The organism is Priestia sp. P1_B12_1 (assembly GCF_056406695.1).
In genome coordinates, this window is sequence record NZ_JBFTZR010000003.1 from 122,210 (window position 1) to 138,074 (window position 15,865).

Annotated in this window: 16 protein-coding genes; all 16 read right to left on the bottom strand. The window is 41.7% G+C overall.

Annotated elements, in window-relative coordinates:
• Positions 1-22: 22 nt before the first annotated feature.
• Positions 23-1,504, bottom strand: a complete 1,482-nt coding sequence (locus AC1D0Y_RS11615) for an amino acid permease (protein WP_060745630.1) — start codon at positions 1,502-1,504, stop codon at positions 23-25.
• Between the two features lie 101 nt (positions 1,505-1,605).
• A complete protein-coding gene (locus tag AC1D0Y_RS11620; RefSeq protein ID WP_013057076.1) occupies positions 1,606-1,884 on the bottom strand; it encodes a YokU family protein in 279 nt (92 codons plus the stop codon).
• A gap of 2 nt (positions 1,885-1,886) precedes the next feature.
• Positions 1,887-3,296, bottom strand: coding sequence for a lysine 2,3-aminomutase (gene kamA, locus AC1D0Y_RS11625; RefSeq protein WP_028408513.1), 1,410 nt, complete (start codon positions 3,294-3,296; stop codon positions 1,887-1,889).
• A 42-nt stretch (positions 3,297-3,338) separates the two neighbouring features.
• Positions 3,339-3,818 carry a GNAT family N-acetyltransferase gene (locus AC1D0Y_RS11630; RefSeq protein ID WP_028408514.1) on the bottom strand — a complete coding sequence of 160 codons (480 nt, stop codon included), beginning with the start codon at positions 3,816-3,818 and terminating at the stop codon, positions 3,339-3,341.
• Entirely contained in the window at positions 3,806-5,326 is a 1,521-nt protein-coding gene (locus tag AC1D0Y_RS11635) for a M81 family metallopeptidase (RefSeq protein WP_477707591.1), read from the bottom strand. The genes AC1D0Y_RS11630 and AC1D0Y_RS11635 overlap by 13 nt, the downstream gene beginning before the upstream one ends.
• Before the next feature lie 29 nt (positions 5,327-5,355).
• The gene (locus tag AC1D0Y_RS11640; RefSeq protein ID WP_102812717.1) at positions 5,356-6,813 is read right to left on the bottom strand and encodes an aldehyde dehydrogenase family protein; all 1,458 of its coding nucleotides are present in this window, start codon (positions 6,811-6,813) and stop codon (positions 5,356-5,358) included.
• A gap of 28 nt (positions 6,814-6,841) precedes the next feature.
• Positions 6,842-8,137 (bottom strand): aminotransferase class III-fold pyridoxal phosphate-dependent enzyme, encoded by a 1,296-nt coding sequence (locus tag AC1D0Y_RS11645; protein WP_028408517.1) that lies wholly within the window; start codon positions 8,135-8,137, stop codon positions 6,842-6,844.
• Positions 8,121-9,506, bottom strand: a complete 1,386-nt coding sequence (locus tag AC1D0Y_RS11650; protein WP_477707592.1) for an aminotransferase family protein — start codon at positions 9,504-9,506, stop codon at positions 8,121-8,123. The genes AC1D0Y_RS11645 and AC1D0Y_RS11650 overlap by 17 nt, the downstream gene beginning before the upstream one ends.
• Entirely contained in the window at positions 9,494-10,684 is a 1,191-nt protein-coding gene (locus AC1D0Y_RS11655; protein ID WP_102812715.1) for a thiolase family protein, read from the bottom strand. Before AC1D0Y_RS11655 ends, AC1D0Y_RS11650 begins: the two co-directional genes overlap by 13 nt.
• Positions 10,684-11,346, bottom strand: coding sequence for a 3-oxoacid CoA-transferase subunit B (locus tag AC1D0Y_RS11660; protein WP_098331705.1), 663 nt, complete (start codon positions 11,344-11,346; stop codon positions 10,684-10,686). Before AC1D0Y_RS11660 ends, AC1D0Y_RS11655 begins: the two co-directional genes overlap by 1 nt.
• 1 nt (position 11,347) lies before the next feature.
• Entirely contained in the window at positions 11,348-12,004 is a 657-nt protein-coding gene (locus tag AC1D0Y_RS11665; protein WP_102812714.1) for a CoA transferase subunit A, read from the bottom strand.
• A gap of 178 nt (positions 12,005-12,182) precedes the next feature.
• Complete coding sequence (locus AC1D0Y_RS11670) at positions 12,183-12,512, bottom strand: DUF3870 domain-containing protein (protein WP_013057066.1); 330 nt, start codon at positions 12,510-12,512, stop codon at positions 12,183-12,185.
• Positions 12,513-12,726: 214 nt separating this feature from the next.
• Positions 12,727-12,975 carry a ferredoxin gene (locus AC1D0Y_RS11675; protein WP_013083172.1) on the bottom strand — a complete coding sequence of 83 codons (249 nt, stop codon included), beginning with the start codon at positions 12,973-12,975 and terminating at the stop codon, positions 12,727-12,729.
• 37 nt (positions 12,976-13,012) lie between these two features.
• Positions 13,013-13,897, bottom strand: a complete 885-nt coding sequence (gene pdxS / locus AC1D0Y_RS11680) for a pyridoxal 5'-phosphate synthase lyase subunit PdxS (protein ID WP_180976312.1) — start codon at positions 13,895-13,897, stop codon at positions 13,013-13,015.
• Positions 13,898-14,090: 193 nt separating this feature from the next.
• Positions 14,091-15,074, bottom strand: coding sequence for a quinone oxidoreductase family protein (locus AC1D0Y_RS11685; protein ID WP_253352824.1), 984 nt, complete (start codon positions 15,072-15,074; stop codon positions 14,091-14,093).
• Between the two features lie 14 nt (positions 15,075-15,088).
• Positions 15,089-15,862 (bottom strand): enoyl-CoA hydratase/isomerase family protein, encoded by a 774-nt coding sequence (locus AC1D0Y_RS11690; protein WP_028408523.1) that lies wholly within the window; start codon positions 15,860-15,862, stop codon positions 15,089-15,091.
• Positions 15,863-15,865 lie beyond the last annotated feature (3 nt).

Genomic DNA, 15,865 nt, shown 5'->3' on the forward strand with positions numbered 1-15,865 from the left:
TTATCGTTAGCCGTATAGCTTTTTATTTCTTATCTTCTCTTTGGATACACTCATGCAAAGGTACAACCTTGGTTTTCTTTGCTATTTTATATCCCCACCACGTCGCTAAAAAGAGAGGCAGACCGATGTATGAGACCGTCAAGCCGTACCAATCAATTTTGTCGGAAAGTACCGCTTGATAATTCTGTCCTAGAATAACGATGAGGCACATTCCAAATGCAAGAACAGGACCTAGAGGAAACCATTTTGCTTTATAAGCCAGTTCATTTATATCCCGTCCTGAAGCAACATATGCTTTTCGGAAACGATAGTGGCTGACGGCAATACCAATCCACGCAATAAATCCGCTCATGCCTGAAGCGTTTAAAAGCCACATATACATTTGATCGCCAAAAATTGATGTTAAAAAGGCAAGACCGCCAATGATAGTGGTTAAAACAAGCGCGTTTACTGGAATTCCTCGACGATTAATTTTTCGAAGCGCTTTAGGCGCTTGCCCTTCATTGGCCATGGACCATAACATTCGCGTAGAAGCATATAAGCCAGAAGTTCCGGCTGATAAAACCGACGTAAGAATAACAGCATTCATCACTGAAGCAGCTGCAGCAATTCCTGCTTTTTCAAAAACAAGCGTAAATGGACTAACAGCAATGTTATCCACATCTCCTCCTAGAAGAGATGGACTTGTGTAAGGAATGATAAGCCCAATTACAGCAATGGCTGCAATATAAAATAGAAGAATGCGCCAAAAGACTTGGCGAATGGCTTTTGGGATATTTTTTTGAGGGTTTTCACTTTCCCCCGCCGCAATGCCGACTAGCTCTGTACCTTGAAAAGAAAATCCCGCGATAAAGAAAATGCTTAGTACGGACAGAAATCCGCCGTTGACCGGCGCTTCTTCTAATGTAAAGTTTTTAAAACCGATATATTCACCGCCGAAAATGCCAAATATGGTCAGAAGGCCCACTCCGATAAACACAATGATGGTTACTACTTTTACGAGAGCAAACCAATATTCAGATTCTCCATAGCTTTTTACAGATAGGAAATTAAGTAAAAAAATTAAGCCTAAAAACAAAGCGCTCCAGATAATACTTGGCACATCAGGGAACCAAAACTTCATGATAATAGCAGAAGCAGCTATTTCTACAGCGAGCGTAACAGCCCAGTTAAACCAGTAGTTCCAGCCGAGCGCAAAGCCGAGAGCTGGGTCTACATAATGACTGGCGTACGTTGAAAAAGAACCTGATACCGGCATAAACGTGGCCATTTCTCCAAGACTAGTCATGAGAAAGTAAACCATAATTCCAATAGCCCCGTAAGCAATCAGCGCTCCTCCAGGTCCAGCAGTTTGGATGGATGATCCGGTAGCTAGAAATAAGCCCGTTCCGATTGACCCTCCAATGGCAATCATGGTCATATGACGCGCTTTTAAATGGCGTTTTATATGCTTATCGTCCTGCTTCTTTTCTTCTTCATTACGATTTATATCGACCGCTTCCATACTTATCCCACCTTTATAAATGAACTATGCGCACATGTTTAATGTAAAGCGTATAAGAATATCCATCTCCCACAAAAAGCAGGAGATGGACTCTTCATTGCTTACTTTGAAAAATCAAAGTAGTTTCGTTTTAATAGACGAGGCAGGCTCATAAGCTGTTCGTACGTTACACTTTTTTCTAAGGCAGAGGTGTTAATTAAAAACAGTTGATCTTCAATGTGCCCAACCGTTTCATCTGTTTGATACGTAATCCCGCATTCTGAACATGTAATGGAAGGCGTCTCTTTAATTTCTATAGCTTTTGTGCCGTCAGGAAGCTCCCAATAAACCGTTGCATCCGTCTCTTTCGCTTCATATGATTCGCACCATTGGCATTTCAACATTATTCCTCCTTCGCTCCCGCCGTTTCGTATTTTTTCATTTGCGTTTCAAATTTTTTCTCTTTTAATTGATCGCGCTTTTCACGCTTGTCTTTTAAAGAGCTATGCTCTGGATTTTGGTCATACGTTTTCCGGCGGTCAAGACGGTTTAGACCTTCCGGCGTTAAGTTGAACTTTGTATCATCAATAATCGAAAGAACACCGTTGCTTTCAAATTTTTCAAACACTTCAGGATATACTTTTTTATAAAATTCTTCTGCGCTGCCACTTTGGTAATTTTGCGGCTCCGGATAAGACGTAATAACACCTTCAAAGTTTCGAAGCACAACTTTATTGGAGCTTTGAGAAATAATGTAGTTTGGCTGCAGCGGAATTTTACCGCCTCCTCCAGGAGCATCCACGATAAACGTAGGAACTGCATAGCCGGACGTATGGCCGCGAAGTCCTTCCATAATTTCTAGTCCTTTACTGATTGGCGCACGGAAATGGCCGATTCCTTCTGATAAATCACATTGATAAATGTAGTAAGGTCTCACGCGAATTTTTACTAAATCATGCATAAGCTGCTTCATGATTGGCACGCTGTCGTTAATTCCGGCTAAAATAACCGCTTGGTTTCCAACTGGTACTCCTGCGTTGGAAAGCATTTCACAAGCACGCTTTGATTCTTCTGTAATTTCAATTGATGTGTTGAAGTGCGTATTCAGCCAAACCGGATGATATTTCTTTAAGATGTTGCAAAGATTTTCTGTAATGCGCTGCGGGAACACCACAGGTGCTCTTGTACCGATACGAATAATTTCTACGTGCGGAATATCGCGCAAATTTTTCAAAATATATTCTAAAATATTATCATTGATTAATAGGCCGTCTCCTCCGGAAATTAATACATCACGGATTTGAGGGTTGGCAGCAATGTAATTAATAGCTGTATCCAGCTGTTTTTTTGGAACGCCCATGCCAATTTGTCCTGAAAAACGTCTTCTTGTACAGTAGCGGCAGTACATAGAGCACTGATTTGTAACTAAAAACAGCACGCGGTCTGGATAGCGGTGCGTTAAGCCAGGAACCGGTGAATCTTCATCTTCATGAAGCGGATCTTCTAAATCATACCTTGTCTTATGCAGTTCTTCTGAAATAGGAACGGACTGCATTCTGATTGGACATTTCGGATCGTTCTCATCCATTAACCATGCGTAATAAGGAGTGATGTTTAACGGAATCGTTTTGGTTGCAATTTTAACGCCTTCTTCTTCTTGAGGTGTTAAATTGATCACTTTCTTCAAATCTTCCAATGTTTTAATCGTGTTTGTCAGCTGCCATACCCAGTCGTTCCACTGCTCGTCCGTTACATCTTTCCAAAGCTCAATTTCCTTCCAATGTCTGCTTGCTTTATATAATGTATTTTTCATTTTATATTCCCTCCAAAGTTCATTTTTTGAATAGATGTTCTATTAAGAAATTGACCGCACCATATAATAGCGATCTTCTCCTTCGCCAAACTCTCCTGCTCGCGTTTCTTTAATCGTAAAGCCCATTTTTTTATACAGCTTCACAGCACCTTCATTTTTTACATTCACAGTCAAACAAACGCTTTCAAAACTATCTTTTTGTAGAATCGAAAATATTTCTTCTAAGAACAGCTGTCCAATTCCGCTTCCTTGTTTATCAGAGCGGACGTAGAACCCAAAGATATAAGCTTTTGTGACATCTTTGTAATCTCGAAGCAGCTCGCAAATGGCAATTGGCCTTGCGTCATTTTCCTGGAAATATTGAATGAGCTTTCCGTAGCGCGCTAAAGGTACAAGCGTCTGTTCATCCACGGCTCCCATGCCCGGAAACGCATCTTTTTCAAGTTCGATCATCATCTTTTGCTGTTCAGGAGTTAACGATTCCGGCACTTCGATATGATACTGCTCTTTTAATGCATCCATTTTTCTTTCCTCCTTTTTTCACTTTCATACTTGACATCTTGCAGCGGCCATATTGGTTTTGGAATGTGCTGATACTTAAAGGTCGTTAAGCGATTTGACGCTACGCCTGGCGCATCCACATAGATGATAGATCCTACAAGCGGTTCAAAAGCAGCTCTGAAATGATTTTTAGCTTTTAAACCAATGATTTTTTTCGTCGCTGGCTCAATGCCAATATGGCGAAAAAGTTCAGGATCATTGGCTGATACCGGCCTTCCAATCAGCAAAATGTCTAATTCTCCTACTTGAATGTGAGCTGCACCTTTTACATTTACTTTTAAATGCTGATTAAACGGTCCCGAATTGTAAAACTCACCTTCCGACAAAGCAACGACCTTCGCCTCAACTTCAACGGGCTTTCCGAACTCAGGAGAAACTTTTCCTCCTAAGGAAAGAGAGACGTAGTTCCCAACTCCTGCTTGCACGCATTGTTTAATAGATTCAGGGTCATAAAGACCTCCAAACAGTGTCCCTGGCATATTTAGCTTCAGCATGTATTCCAAAAGCTCTGTTGTGTCGCCGCTTCCGCAGCTTAAAGGATTGTCCGCTATATCAGCAAGCACAATTGGCTGTTCGCTTGATAGTTTTAACGCTGTTTGCAGACCTTCTTCAACGGTAGGCAAATCCACGATAAACTCTTCTTTTATACTCCAAAACTGAGAAGCTAGTTTCTTTGCTGTTTTTTCTGCTATTTCAGGATTCAAAGCTGTTACGAGCACGCTTGCTGCGGCAATTGGAATATCAGAATACGGAAAGCCTCCAAAAATGGAAACATTGTATACGTCTGCTTCTTGCTCAGCTTGCTTAGCAAGGTCAATCATTTTTTTCATAGGGCCTTCTGCTGTTCGCATATTAATCGACGGCAAAAGCATAGGCAATTTTTTAAAAGACGCATAATAGATAGCGCTTTCTTTTACTTGTGTTAAAAGTGCTCGCGCAGCGTTCACTCCTTGTTCGTACATATCAACATGAGGATATGTTTTAAAACCGAAATGAAGCGGCGTGTACGTAAGCATATCTTCACTGATATTTGCGTGCATATCGAGCGTAGTAGCAATGGGAACGTCGCTTCCTATAAAGCTTCTTATTTGACTTAACAAATGAGCTTCAGGATCGAAAAGATGCTCTACTACCATTGCGCCGTGCAAAGCAATTAATAAGCCATCTAGCGGGCCGGCGTGAGTAAGCGCATGCAGCATTTGCTTTTCAATTGTGTAATAAGCCGCCGAAGATACAACCCCAGACGGAACTGCAGCTGCACAAACAAGGGGAACGATCTCTACTTGCTTCTCTTGCTTTAACACATCCAAAAATCCCCCTACTTCTGTTTTGGTTCCTGAGTATGCTTTATATATTTCCGTTCCAACAAAATATCCTTCTTGTACAAAGTGTTCTATTTCTGTTTTTAATGGACTAAAGCTGTGAGATTCATGATAAAAAAAGGCAATGCCAATGCGATATGAAGACATGTGCTCCTCCTTTTCGCTAAGGTGCGAGATTAATAGTTGGTATAGACAGACTTCCATTCTGTCATCACATCAAACGCATGATGAGAAACTTCCCTGTGGCCGTTGCCAGACATTTTCATTCCTCCGAACGCTACCCCCATTTCAGCATTAGATGTTCCGTTATTGATATAGACTAATCCGCTAACAGCGTCTTTTGCAGCTCGGCTGGCATAGTGCAAGCTGCTTGTATAAATAGAAGTGGAGAGCCCATACATTGTTCCATTATTGACGCTCATTGCTTCTTGGTAGCCATCTACTTCAATAAAAGCAAGCACGGGACCAAAAATTTCTTCTTGAGCAATCGTGTGGTTCGAACTGACGTTATCAATAATTGTAGGCATGTAATAACAAGTTCCTAACTCTGATAAAGCATGACCTCCGAGAGCAATATTTCCGCCTTCTTCCACCGCTTTTTGTACGTAATTTTCTACTAAACGGCACTGCTGTTCATTAACAAGCGGACCTATCACAACTCCTTGTTCAAGGCCATTTCCAATCTTCATTTCTTTTGTAAGAGCTATTACTTTTTTCAAAAGCTCTTCTTTTACTGAACGCTCCACGATGACTCTGCTAGCTGCGGTACAGCGCTGCCCTGTGGTCGTAAATGCTGATTTAACAATTCCTTCTGCTGCTTTATCCAAATCGGCATCCTTTAATACAATAACAGCGTTTTTTCCTCCTAGCTCTAAAGAAATACGCTTTAAGGTTTTGCTGCTCATTTCTGCTAACTGCTGACCAACTTCCGTAGAACCTGTAAATGAGATGATTTTCACTTCAGAGTGCGTAGCAAGCTTTTGTCCAACGATTCTGCCCGATCCTGTAAGCAAGTTAATTGTTCCTTTTGGAAGCCCCGCAGCGTGCAATACTTCCATAAAAATCTTCGCTGAGAGCGCCACTTCTGAAGCCGGCTTCCAGACAACGGTATTGCCAGCGATTAAAGCGGCAAACATTTTATAAGAAGCGAGAGAAACAGGAAAGTTCCAAGGTGTAATACATGCCACAACTCCAAGCGGTTCGCGAATCATTTTTATATCTCTGTCAGGAAAGCCAGCGGGCACTATTTCGCCAAACAAACGTCTTCCTTCTCCCGCCATATACTGAGCTGTTGCAATGACGACACCAACTTCGCCTATGGATTCTGATAGCGGTTTTCCCATCTCTTTTGTCATCACTTGAGCTAGCTCTTCTTTTCGGTCTTCAAAAATCTCAGCTGCTTTTGTTAAAAATGCTGCACGTTCAGGAATAGATGTATTTTTCCAATGGCTGTAAGCTGTACTAGCCGCTCTTACCGCATCATCGACTTGACTAGCCGTAGCGGCTGCGCACGTTCCGACGAGCTCTTGTGTTGCAGGGTTTATACTTTCAAAATAGGTTTGCTCCTCTTCACTTACCCACTCGCCGTTAATATATAAATTTCCTTGTAACAGTTCAGTTTTAGTCTGACTCATATTGTTACCCTCCTTTTCATTTAAAAAGCTAGTTAATTGAAACTGCTTCTGTAATGGCTTCTTCTAGTAAAGACAGCCCTTGATCCAGCACGTCTTTATCAATATTTAGCGGCAGCATTAAACGAATGGTTTGCCCTTTGACTCCGCAGTTCATAATTAACAGTCTTTTTTCCAGCGCTTTTGATTTAATAACAGGGACATAAGCAGCTGCTGTTTCAACATGAAATTCAATACCAATCATCATACCAATTCCTCTAACTTCTTTAATGGCAGGTAAATGTCCGATAGAATGCTGAAGACGTTTCACGATATCCGCGCCTACTTTTTCGCTGCGCTCTACAAGCTTTTCTTCTTCAATGATTGAAATATTAGCTAAAGCAGCTGCGCACGATACTGGATTTCCTCCAAAAGTAGAACCATGTCCAGCTGTTGGCCATTTCTCATGCAGTTCTCGGCTTGCTACAATGGCTCCTAAAGGCATGCCACCGGAAAGAGCTTTTGCTAAAACTAAAATATCTGGTGTGACTCCAGCATGTTCTGCGGCAAACATTTTTCCAGTGCGCCCAAATCCCGTTTGCACTTCATCAAAAATAAGCAGAATGCCGTAATCATTCGCTATGTCTCTCAGTGCGCGTAAAAAGCTAGAAGGAGCAGGGTAATAGCCTCCTTCGCCCATAACTGGCTCAATTACAATCGCTGCTACGCGGGAAGGATCCACTCGCAGTTCAAACAGCTTTTGCAGTTGATTTAAGCAATATGCTTCTGCATCTTCCTCGTCAACATTAGGAAGCTGACTTGGATACGGATAAGGAACGTGATACACTTCTCCTAAAATCGGCTCGTAGTAGCTGCGGTATTTTGAACTTGAAGCCGTAATAGCTGTAGCTCCTAGTGTACGACCGTGAAAAGAACCTTCAAAAGCAATGATTGCTGGCCTGCCAGTTGCCGCTTTTGCTAATTTGAGCGCACCATCAATGGCTTCTGCGCCTGAGTTTGAAAAAAACACCGTGTCTAAGTTTCCAGGCGTAATTTGCGCAAGTTTTTCCGCCAAATTCACTGCTGTTTCGTAATAGCCGTAGTTTAAGCCTAGATGAAGCAGCTGATCTGCTTGTTTTTTTATCGCTTCTACCATCTTTTCATGCGTATGACCCACTGCATTGACAGCTACTCCTGATACAAAATCAATATATTCCTTGCCATCAGCTGTCCAAAATTTTGCACCGTGCGCTTTTTCAATAACAAGCTCTGTTACTCTTGTCATCACCGGTGATAAATGTTTTTTTCCTTTGGTTTGAAGCTCTTCTGTTTTACTTTGCACTTTCATATGACTCATCCTTTCTTATGTGCTGATGAAAAATAGAAAACGCATGATCTAGCAATCTCACTATTTCATCAACTTCTGATTTCGTTATATTTAAAGGAGGACTGATAATGATATGCTCTCCTTTATGTCCATCTATAGATCCGGATCCTGGATAAAAGACGCCTCCAAGCTCCATACAAATTTCATTGAGCTTTTCACTGGCTGCTTCACGTGGCTCGAAAAATATCTGTTGATTGGCATCTTTCATTAGTTCTAATCCAATTAAAAGTCCGCGGCCGCGAATACCTGAAATATAAGGATACTTGCGCTGCAGAGCTACTAAACATTCCATTAAATACGCGCCTTGAGTTTCAACGTTTTGAAGGATATTCATTTCTTCGTACATATCCAAAGCAGCAAGGCCTGCCGCTATTGAAACAGGATGTCCACTGTACGTATAGCCATGAAGAAATTTCCCGCTGCTATTTTCTAACAGACCTTGAATCAGGCGGTCATGGACAATCATTCCTCCTAAAGGAGCGTACCCAGCTGAAACTCCTTTACCAAACGTTAGGATATCCGGTTCAATTCCGAATTGTTCCACTGCAAAATCAGTTCCCGTTCTCCCGAAGCCTGTCATCACTTCATCAACAATCAAAAGAATGTCATAGCGGCTGCAGAGCTCACGTACTTTTTTGAAATAGTCAAGCGGAGGTACAACAGCTCCTTGCTGACTTCCTACAATGGGCTCTGCGATAAAAGCTGAAATATTTTCTGGACCAAGCTCTAAAATAGTTCGTTCAATATCGGTGATGCAGCTCCAGTTTTGATTTGCCACGCAGTCTTCTTGATTGCGATTATACGGACAGCGATGACAATACGGAGAATAGACGTGCGCAAAATGTAAAAGGTTGGGTGTATAAGGATATCGTCTTTTTACATCTCCTCCAGCTGATAGTGCCCCTATCGTATTTCCGTGATAGGACTGCCACCTTCCGATTACGATGTGTTTTTGCATATTTCCGGCATCTCTGTGATATTGCCTTGCTAATTTTAATGCACTTTCATTAGCTTCTGATCCTCCTGATGTAAAATAGACTTTGTTCAAATGAAGCGGCGCCATTTTACCAATTTTTTCCGAAAGTTTATGCAAAACATTCGTTTCAAAACGCAATGTATGAACAAACGCCGCTTTTTTTGCTTGCTCCGCCATCGCCTCGGCTATTTGCGCAATGCCGTGCCCTAAATTTGCCGCCACGGCCCCGGAGCAGCCGTCTAAATACTTTTTGCCTTGTTCATCTATTAAGTAGCTTCCTTCACCGTGTGTAATCATTGGGTACTTTTTTGTTAAATCTCTATGAAACACATAGTCTCTTGTTATTTCGTCCATCTTTCCACCACCATCGCCATTCCTAATCCTCCTGCAACGCAAATAGTAGCCAGACCGTATCGTCTTTTTTGCTTTTGGAGCTCATGACACAGAGTTGTTATAATTCTTGCCCCGGAGCATCCTAAAGGGTGTCCAAGCGCAATCGCTCCTCCGTTTACATTCACTTTTTCTGATGTGATGTCCCATTCTCTTAAGCAAGCAATACTTTGAGCGGCAAATGCTTCGTTTAATTCAATCAAGTCTATATCACCTAAGCTTAAACCGACTTTATTTAAAGCAACTTGCGAAGCAGAAACGGGGCCAATTCCCATTTCCTTTGGAGAGACGCCCGCTGCGGCAAACGACACAATCTTTGCCATAGGCGTTAATCCAAGGTGCTCAGCTTTTTCTTCCGACATCAGCAGCAGCATCGAAGCGCCATCGTTTCTGCCGGATGAATTGCCGGCTGTAACCGTTCCATTTCTTTGAAAAACAGGCTTAAGCGCACCAAGCTTTTCTTTGCTAGTAAGACGAGGAAATTCATCTGTTGCAAAATGCCTCATACCTTTTTTTCCTTCTTTTACAGCTACCGGGATAATTTCTTCTTCAAACAAATCAAGTTCTATAGCCCGCCTAGCTTTTTCCTGACTATAAAAAGCAAACTCATCTTGTTCCGTGCGGCTAATACTATATTTTTCAGCGAGCCACTCGGCCGTCTGTCCCATCGTAAACGTTCCGTATAACGTTTCAGGCTGTGATTTTGGCTGACTTTCTGTATTAGAGTCATAGAGTGTTAAATCACCAACGTGAAAACCAAAACGAGTGCCTACCGTATAGTGCGGTGCTTGAGACATGCTTTCCACTCCTCCGGCTAATACCACTTCGGCTTGACCTGATAAAATGGACATAGCTCCATTCATTACAGCCTGCATGCCTGAACCGCACTGGCGGTGCACGGTATAAGCTGGAATACGTTCAGAGAATTGAGCTTTCAGCCCGGCTACTCTCGCTATATTAGGAGCATGAGCGCTTTGTTTCGTCTGTCCGACAATGATTTCATCAACAATCTCTGACGTATATCCCGCTGAAGACAAATTGTTTTTCATCACAAGAGAGACTAGTTCTTCTGGAAGCGTATCTGCAAGCGAACCGCCAAACTTTCCAATAGGCGTTCGAAATGCATTTACAATCACTGCCATTATGCTGTCACCTCATTGTTTTTATTAAATAATTTAGAAACGCGAAAAGAAGCCTGTGTTTTTTGTTGCACTGTCTCTAAAGAAACACCCGGAGCTGTTTCAAGAAGTTCAAGACCATGGTCTGTTACCGAAAAGACAGCTAATTCTGTAATAATCATATCGACTCGTCTCTCTGAAGTAAGCGGATAAGTTAACTCCTCAACCAGCTTTGACTCTCCTTGGCTGTTCGTATGAAGAGTCGTAACAATCACTTTTTTTGAGCCTTCTAATAAATCCATTGCTCCTCCTACGCCAAGAACACTTTTCCCCGGAACAGCCCAGTTCGCAATTCGGCCTGTTTCATCTACTTGAAGCACTCCAAGAATCGATACATTCACATGGCCTCCGCGTATCATGGCAAAAGAATCAGCGCTGTTAAAAAATGAGGCACCTTCTAAAACCGTGACGGGCAGCTTTCCAGCATTCACAAGTTCTGGATCTATATAATCTTCTTCAGGAGTAGGGCCAACGCCAAGAATCCCGTTTTCTGAATGTAAAAACACGTGAACATCGGGTGAAATATAATTAGCAACTAAAGTAGGAATGCCGATCCCTAAGTTCACTGTATCTCCGTGACAAAGCTCTTTTGCAGCACGCGCAGCAATATATTGTTTGACGTTCATCTTAATTTTCTCCTTTCACTACGATATAAGTAACGTATAAATGAGGAGTTACAATTTCTTCAGGAGAAATCTGTCCAACTTCAACAACTTCTTCTACTTCTGCAATCACGATATCAGCAGCCGTTGCCATCATTGGATTAAAGTTTCTTGCTGATTTGCTGTAAATAAGATTTCCGAGTCGATCTGCTTTTTTAGCTTTTATTAGAGCTACATCTGCGTGCAGCGATTCTTGCAAAACATATTTCTTTCCTTTTAATACTCGTTCTTCTTTTCCTTCCGCCAGCTGAGTCCCTACGCTCACAGGCGTATAAAATCCTCCGATGCCCGCACCTCCTGCCCTAATAGCCTCGGACATTGTTCCTTGCGGGATGAGCTCCACTTGGAGTTCTTGTTGTTGATAAGCTTGTACAACTTCAGGGTTGGAAGTAAAATAAGAACCTATGGCTTTTTTTACTTGTTTTTTTTGAACCAATACACCTAATCCTTTTCCAGGTTCACCGAGGTTATTACTAATAATCTCTAAATCTTTAAGGTTTGATTTGGCAATCGCTTCAATCAGACTAAGCGGGCTTCCAACGAGACCAAATCCACCTACCATAATGCGTGCGCCATCCGTTATTTTTTCTATTGCTTCTTCGCGCGTGATGATTTTGTTCATTTTGTTTCCTCCTTTTCTTTTTATATTTCACAGCGCTCTACGCGAAAAAAACCAAGCAGGACACAATGACTCCCCAAAGAAACAGGGATGTCCCCACTCTTTGTAAAGTGTGTGTGTCTGCTTGGTTTTAATAAGACCATGAAAAGAGGTTGTCTTCTCACTTTATTCTAACCAAACGCTATGTAATTTTTTGATTCACATTATCCCAGTAACGTTGGATTGCAGCCTGAAGCGCTACGATAATCGCCTGTTGAGATGGAGCAAAATAATAATTTTGAATACGTTCAATAAGAGGTTCAATTCCATCTGCAAGGCAGTAACCAATAAGCAGCTTCCGGAAAAAATTTTGCGTCAGCTCCGTAATAAACGTAAACTCAGCATTTACAATTTTATGCTCTGTCAGATCCACTTCTAGTACAATTCCCGCATGCTTATACATTTCATACATGGAAGTTCCCTGTGGAGCTTTTGCATATCCTGTCACAATGACTGTATTCAGTATTTGCATGCCCCTTAATCTCCTTTTAAAAACTATTTAATTACTCCGCACTTTTACACTAATAATTCTGAAAGGTCAAATGAGATTAACTCATATGCTTTTAGTTATGTAAGTGCTTTCATTTTTAAAAAGATATGTTCTTACACAACTAATATTTCGCCTTTTCTAGACAAAATCCTTCTTTTCTTTTAAAAAAACTTTCTATTTTTTTATTTATTCGGCTTTATTGAAATTTATTCGAGTCTCCATCAAACTTTTCATCTGCTATACGGATGGACTCTGTTGGACAGCCTTCAAACGCATCTATTAAATCGTCTTCCAGCTCTTGGGGCACTTCAGCCGTGCCTTGATTATCATCAAGTATAACGAACGCAATTCCTTCATCATCATAATCATAAATATCAGGTGCCGCAGCTCCGCATGCACCGCACGCAATACACGTTTCTTTATCGACTATCGTATATTTCCCCATGATCATTCTCCTAACTAAGTTTAAAAGTTATTACTCATTACCAGCCGCGTTCTTGCATACGATTTTCTGGTAATAATGATGAAATTTCAATCCCTTTCATTGCACTTCCTAACCCTTTTGATAAGCTTGCAATCAGTTCATAGTCTTGATAATGAGTAGTTGCTTCCACGATTACTCGCGCAAATTTTTCAGGGTTGTCTGATTTGAAGATTCCTGATCCAACGAACACACCGTCTGCTCCAAGCTGCATCATTAACGCTGCGTCTGCAGGTGTTGCTACGCCGCCTGCTGCAAAGTTTACAACCGGTAAGCGGCCTTCACGTTTAATTTGCAGTAATAACTCATAAGGCGCACCTAATAGTTTTGCTTCTGTCATTAACTCGTCTTCATCCATGCCTACAACTTTACGTACTTGAGCGTTGACTTGGCGCATATGACGCACTGCTTCGACGATGTTTCCTGTTCCTGGTTCGCCTTTTGTACGAAGCATCGAAGCACCTTCACCAATTCGTCTTGCTGCTTCCCCTAAATCACGGCATCCGCATACAAATGGAACCGTAAATGTACTTTTGTTAAGGTGATATTCCTCATCAGCTGGAGTGAGTACTTCACTTTCGTCAATATAGTCTACACCCATTGCTTCTAGCACGCGTGCTTCAACAATATGGCCAATACGAGCTTTTGCCATAACTGGAATGGATACAGCGTTCATCACTTCTTCAACAATTGTTGGGTCTGCCATACGAGACACGCCGCCTGCTGCACGAATATCAGCTGGAACACGCTCTAATGCCATAACGGCAACAGCGCCTGCTGCCTCTGCAATTTTTGCCTGTTCTGCATTGATCACGTCCATGATAACGCCGCCTTTTTGCATTTCTGCCATTCCCCGCTTCACGCGGTCCGTTCCATTTCTCACCATATTCAATTCCTCCTTTATATGTTCAAACACTTATTATGCAACTTCCATGCCAGTGTTAAAATATAGAAGAAATTAGTAAAAAACATTGATTTTTATGCCAAATTATTAAGCGGTTTTTAAAAAATTGGCAGGTGAAAGCCAATTTTTTAAACCAAAACAGCTCCCATCCCTATTAGAGACGGAAGCTGTTTTGTTAAGGAACTAACACTAATTTTCCGGTCGTTTTTCTTCCTTGAAGCAGACGATGCACATCTGCCGCTTCATCAAGTGAAAATGTGCCGCCCAGCATTAATTTTAACTGACCGGAATTCACGTAGTTTAATAGCTCATGCAAGCTTTGTTGATAAATCACTGGTTTTGCCATCATTTGAGGTAAGAAAAAGCCTAGAACCGATTGATTTTTTTCCATCAGGCGGGCGGGGTTAAATTTTACAGGTTTTCCGCTAGCCATTCCGTAAAAAACGAGGCGCCCAAATGGTGCAAGACATTGAAGAGATTCATAGAATATATGCCCTCCTACCATTTCTAAAATAATATCGGCTCCTTTTCCTTCCGTCACTTCTAAAATTTGTTTTTCCCAGCCTGTTTCTGTATAGTTAATCGCTTCGTCAGCTCCGAGATTTTTTGCAAGTTCAAGCTTTTCTTTGGAGCTCGCTGTAGCAATAACTTTTCCAGCTCCAAAAATTTTGGCAAGCTGAACAGCTAAGGTTCCAACACCGCCTGCTGCCGCATGAACGATGACGGTTTCTCCTTTTTCAAGGCGACCCATTGTTTTTAAGATATGATAAGCCGTGAGTCCTTGAAGAGGCAAAGCAACCGCTTGTGTTAAATCCACATTATCCGGCAACGGAATAAGGCCTCTTGAATCTGCCAGCGTGTACTCAGCGTAGCCTGTTGCACGATTAGATCCTAGCAGCGTCACGACTTTTGTACCTACTTGTATTCCTTTTACATCCTCGCCTACTTCAACCACTTCGCCCGCCACTTCAGATCCAGGAATAAAAGGCAGCGGTGTTTCGACTACGTATGCTCCTTCACGCCTCGCAGCGTCGGCGTAATTAACGCCGATTGCCGCAACTTTAATGAGCACATCTTTCTTTTTTGGTACAGGGCGTGCAATATCGATAACTTGAAGAACATCAGGTCCTCCGTACTGCGTAAATTGAATGGCTTTCATCTTATATCCCCCTCTTATTTCCCTTGAAATAGTGGCTTTCTTTTTTCTTTAAACGCAGATATTCCTTCTTGATGATCTCTTGTTTCTACCATAAGAACTTGCGTTAGCCTTTCTTGTTCAAGGACTTGTTCTAACGTTAAATGAAAAGAATCATTGACAATTTTTTTCATTTTTCCATACGCTTTCGTTGGTCCTTGTGATAAGCGACTTGCAAAGGATGTGACCTCATCTTTCAGCTGATTTAACGGAACTATACGGTTTAAAAAACCAGCTTTGTAAGCCGTATCGGCATTCATAGGCTCTCCTAAAAATAACAGTTCCTTAGCTTTGTGGGGACCAACGACCTTTGTAAGAAAGTAAAGGCCTCCTCCGTCTGAAATCAATCCAACTTGAGAAAAGCTTAATACGAACCGACTTTCTTCTGACGCAATGATAAAGTCAGAAGCGAGAGCTAAATTAAAAGCCGCTCCTGCTGCAAATCCATGAACTGCTGAAATAATTGGCTTCTCTAGATTTTGCATCGCTAAAATACATTCATTTAAACGGCCGATATGTTCATAAACATCAGATCCGGATGCTTGGCCCATCGTTTTTACATCGCCTCCGGCAGAAAATGAGCGCCCTGCGCCATTTAATATAACCACTTTAATAGACTCATCGCTTTGCGCCTGTTTTATTTCAGATGTTAACTTTCCAATCATTTCCTCACTGAATGCATTTAAACGATCCGGACGATTTAACGTTAAAGATAAAATAGTCCCCTGCTTTTCTACCACTAAATCACTCATATT

Excerpts from the sequence above, each read along its gene's own strand:
- AC1D0Y_RS11615 (WP_060745630.1), bottom strand. The coding sequence starts at position 1,504 with ATGGAAGCGGTCGATATAAATCGTAATGAAGAAGAAAAGAAGCAGGAC.
- kamA (WP_028408513.1), bottom strand. The coding sequence starts at position 3,296 with ATGAAAAATACATTATATAAAGCAAGCAGACATTGGAAGGAAATTGAG.
- AC1D0Y_RS11630 (WP_028408514.1), bottom strand. The coding sequence starts at position 3,818 with ATGGATGCATTAAAAGAGCAGTATCATATCGAAGTGCCGGAATCGTTA.
- AC1D0Y_RS11635 (WP_477707591.1), bottom strand. The coding sequence starts at position 5,326 with ATGTCTTCATATCGCATTGGCATTGCCTTTTTTTATCATGAATCTCAC.
- AC1D0Y_RS11640 (WP_102812717.1), bottom strand. The coding sequence starts at position 6,813 with ATGAGTCAGACTAAAACTGAACTGTTACAAGGAAATTTATATATTAAC.
- AC1D0Y_RS11645 (WP_028408517.1), bottom strand. The coding sequence starts at position 8,137 with ATGAAAGTGCAAAGTAAAACAGAAGAGCTTCAAACCAAAGGAAAAAAA.
- AC1D0Y_RS11650 (WP_477707592.1), bottom strand. The coding sequence starts at position 9,506 with ATGGACGAAATAACAAGAGACTATGTGTTTCATAGAGATTTAACAAAA.
- AC1D0Y_RS11655 (WP_102812715.1), bottom strand. The coding sequence starts at position 10,684 with ATGGCAGTGATTGTAAATGCATTTCGAACGCCTATTGGAAAGTTTGGC.
- AC1D0Y_RS11660 (WP_098331705.1), bottom strand. The coding sequence starts at position 11,346 with ATGAACGTCAAACAATATATTGCTGCGCGTGCTGCAAAAGAGCTTTGT.
- AC1D0Y_RS11665 (WP_102812714.1), bottom strand. The coding sequence starts at position 12,004 with ATGAACAAAATCATCACGCGCGAAGAAGCAATAGAAAAAATAACGGAT.
- AC1D0Y_RS11670 (WP_013057066.1), bottom strand. The coding sequence starts at position 12,512 with ATGCAAATACTGAATACAGTCATTGTGACAGGATATGCAAAAGCTCCA.
- AC1D0Y_RS11675 (WP_013083172.1), bottom strand. The coding sequence starts at position 12,975 with ATGGGGAAATATACGATAGTCGATAAAGAAACGTGTATTGCGTGCGGT.
- pdxS (WP_180976312.1), bottom strand. The coding sequence starts at position 13,897 with ATGGTGAGAAATGGAACGGACCGCGTGAAGCGGGGAATGGCAGAAATG.
- AC1D0Y_RS11685 (WP_253352824.1), bottom strand. The coding sequence starts at position 15,074 with ATGAAAGCCATTCAATTTACGCAGTACGGAGGACCTGATGTTCTTCAA.
- AC1D0Y_RS11690 (WP_028408523.1), bottom strand. The coding sequence starts at position 15,862 with ATGAGTGATTTAGTGGTAGAAAAGCAGGGGACTATTTTATCTTTAACG.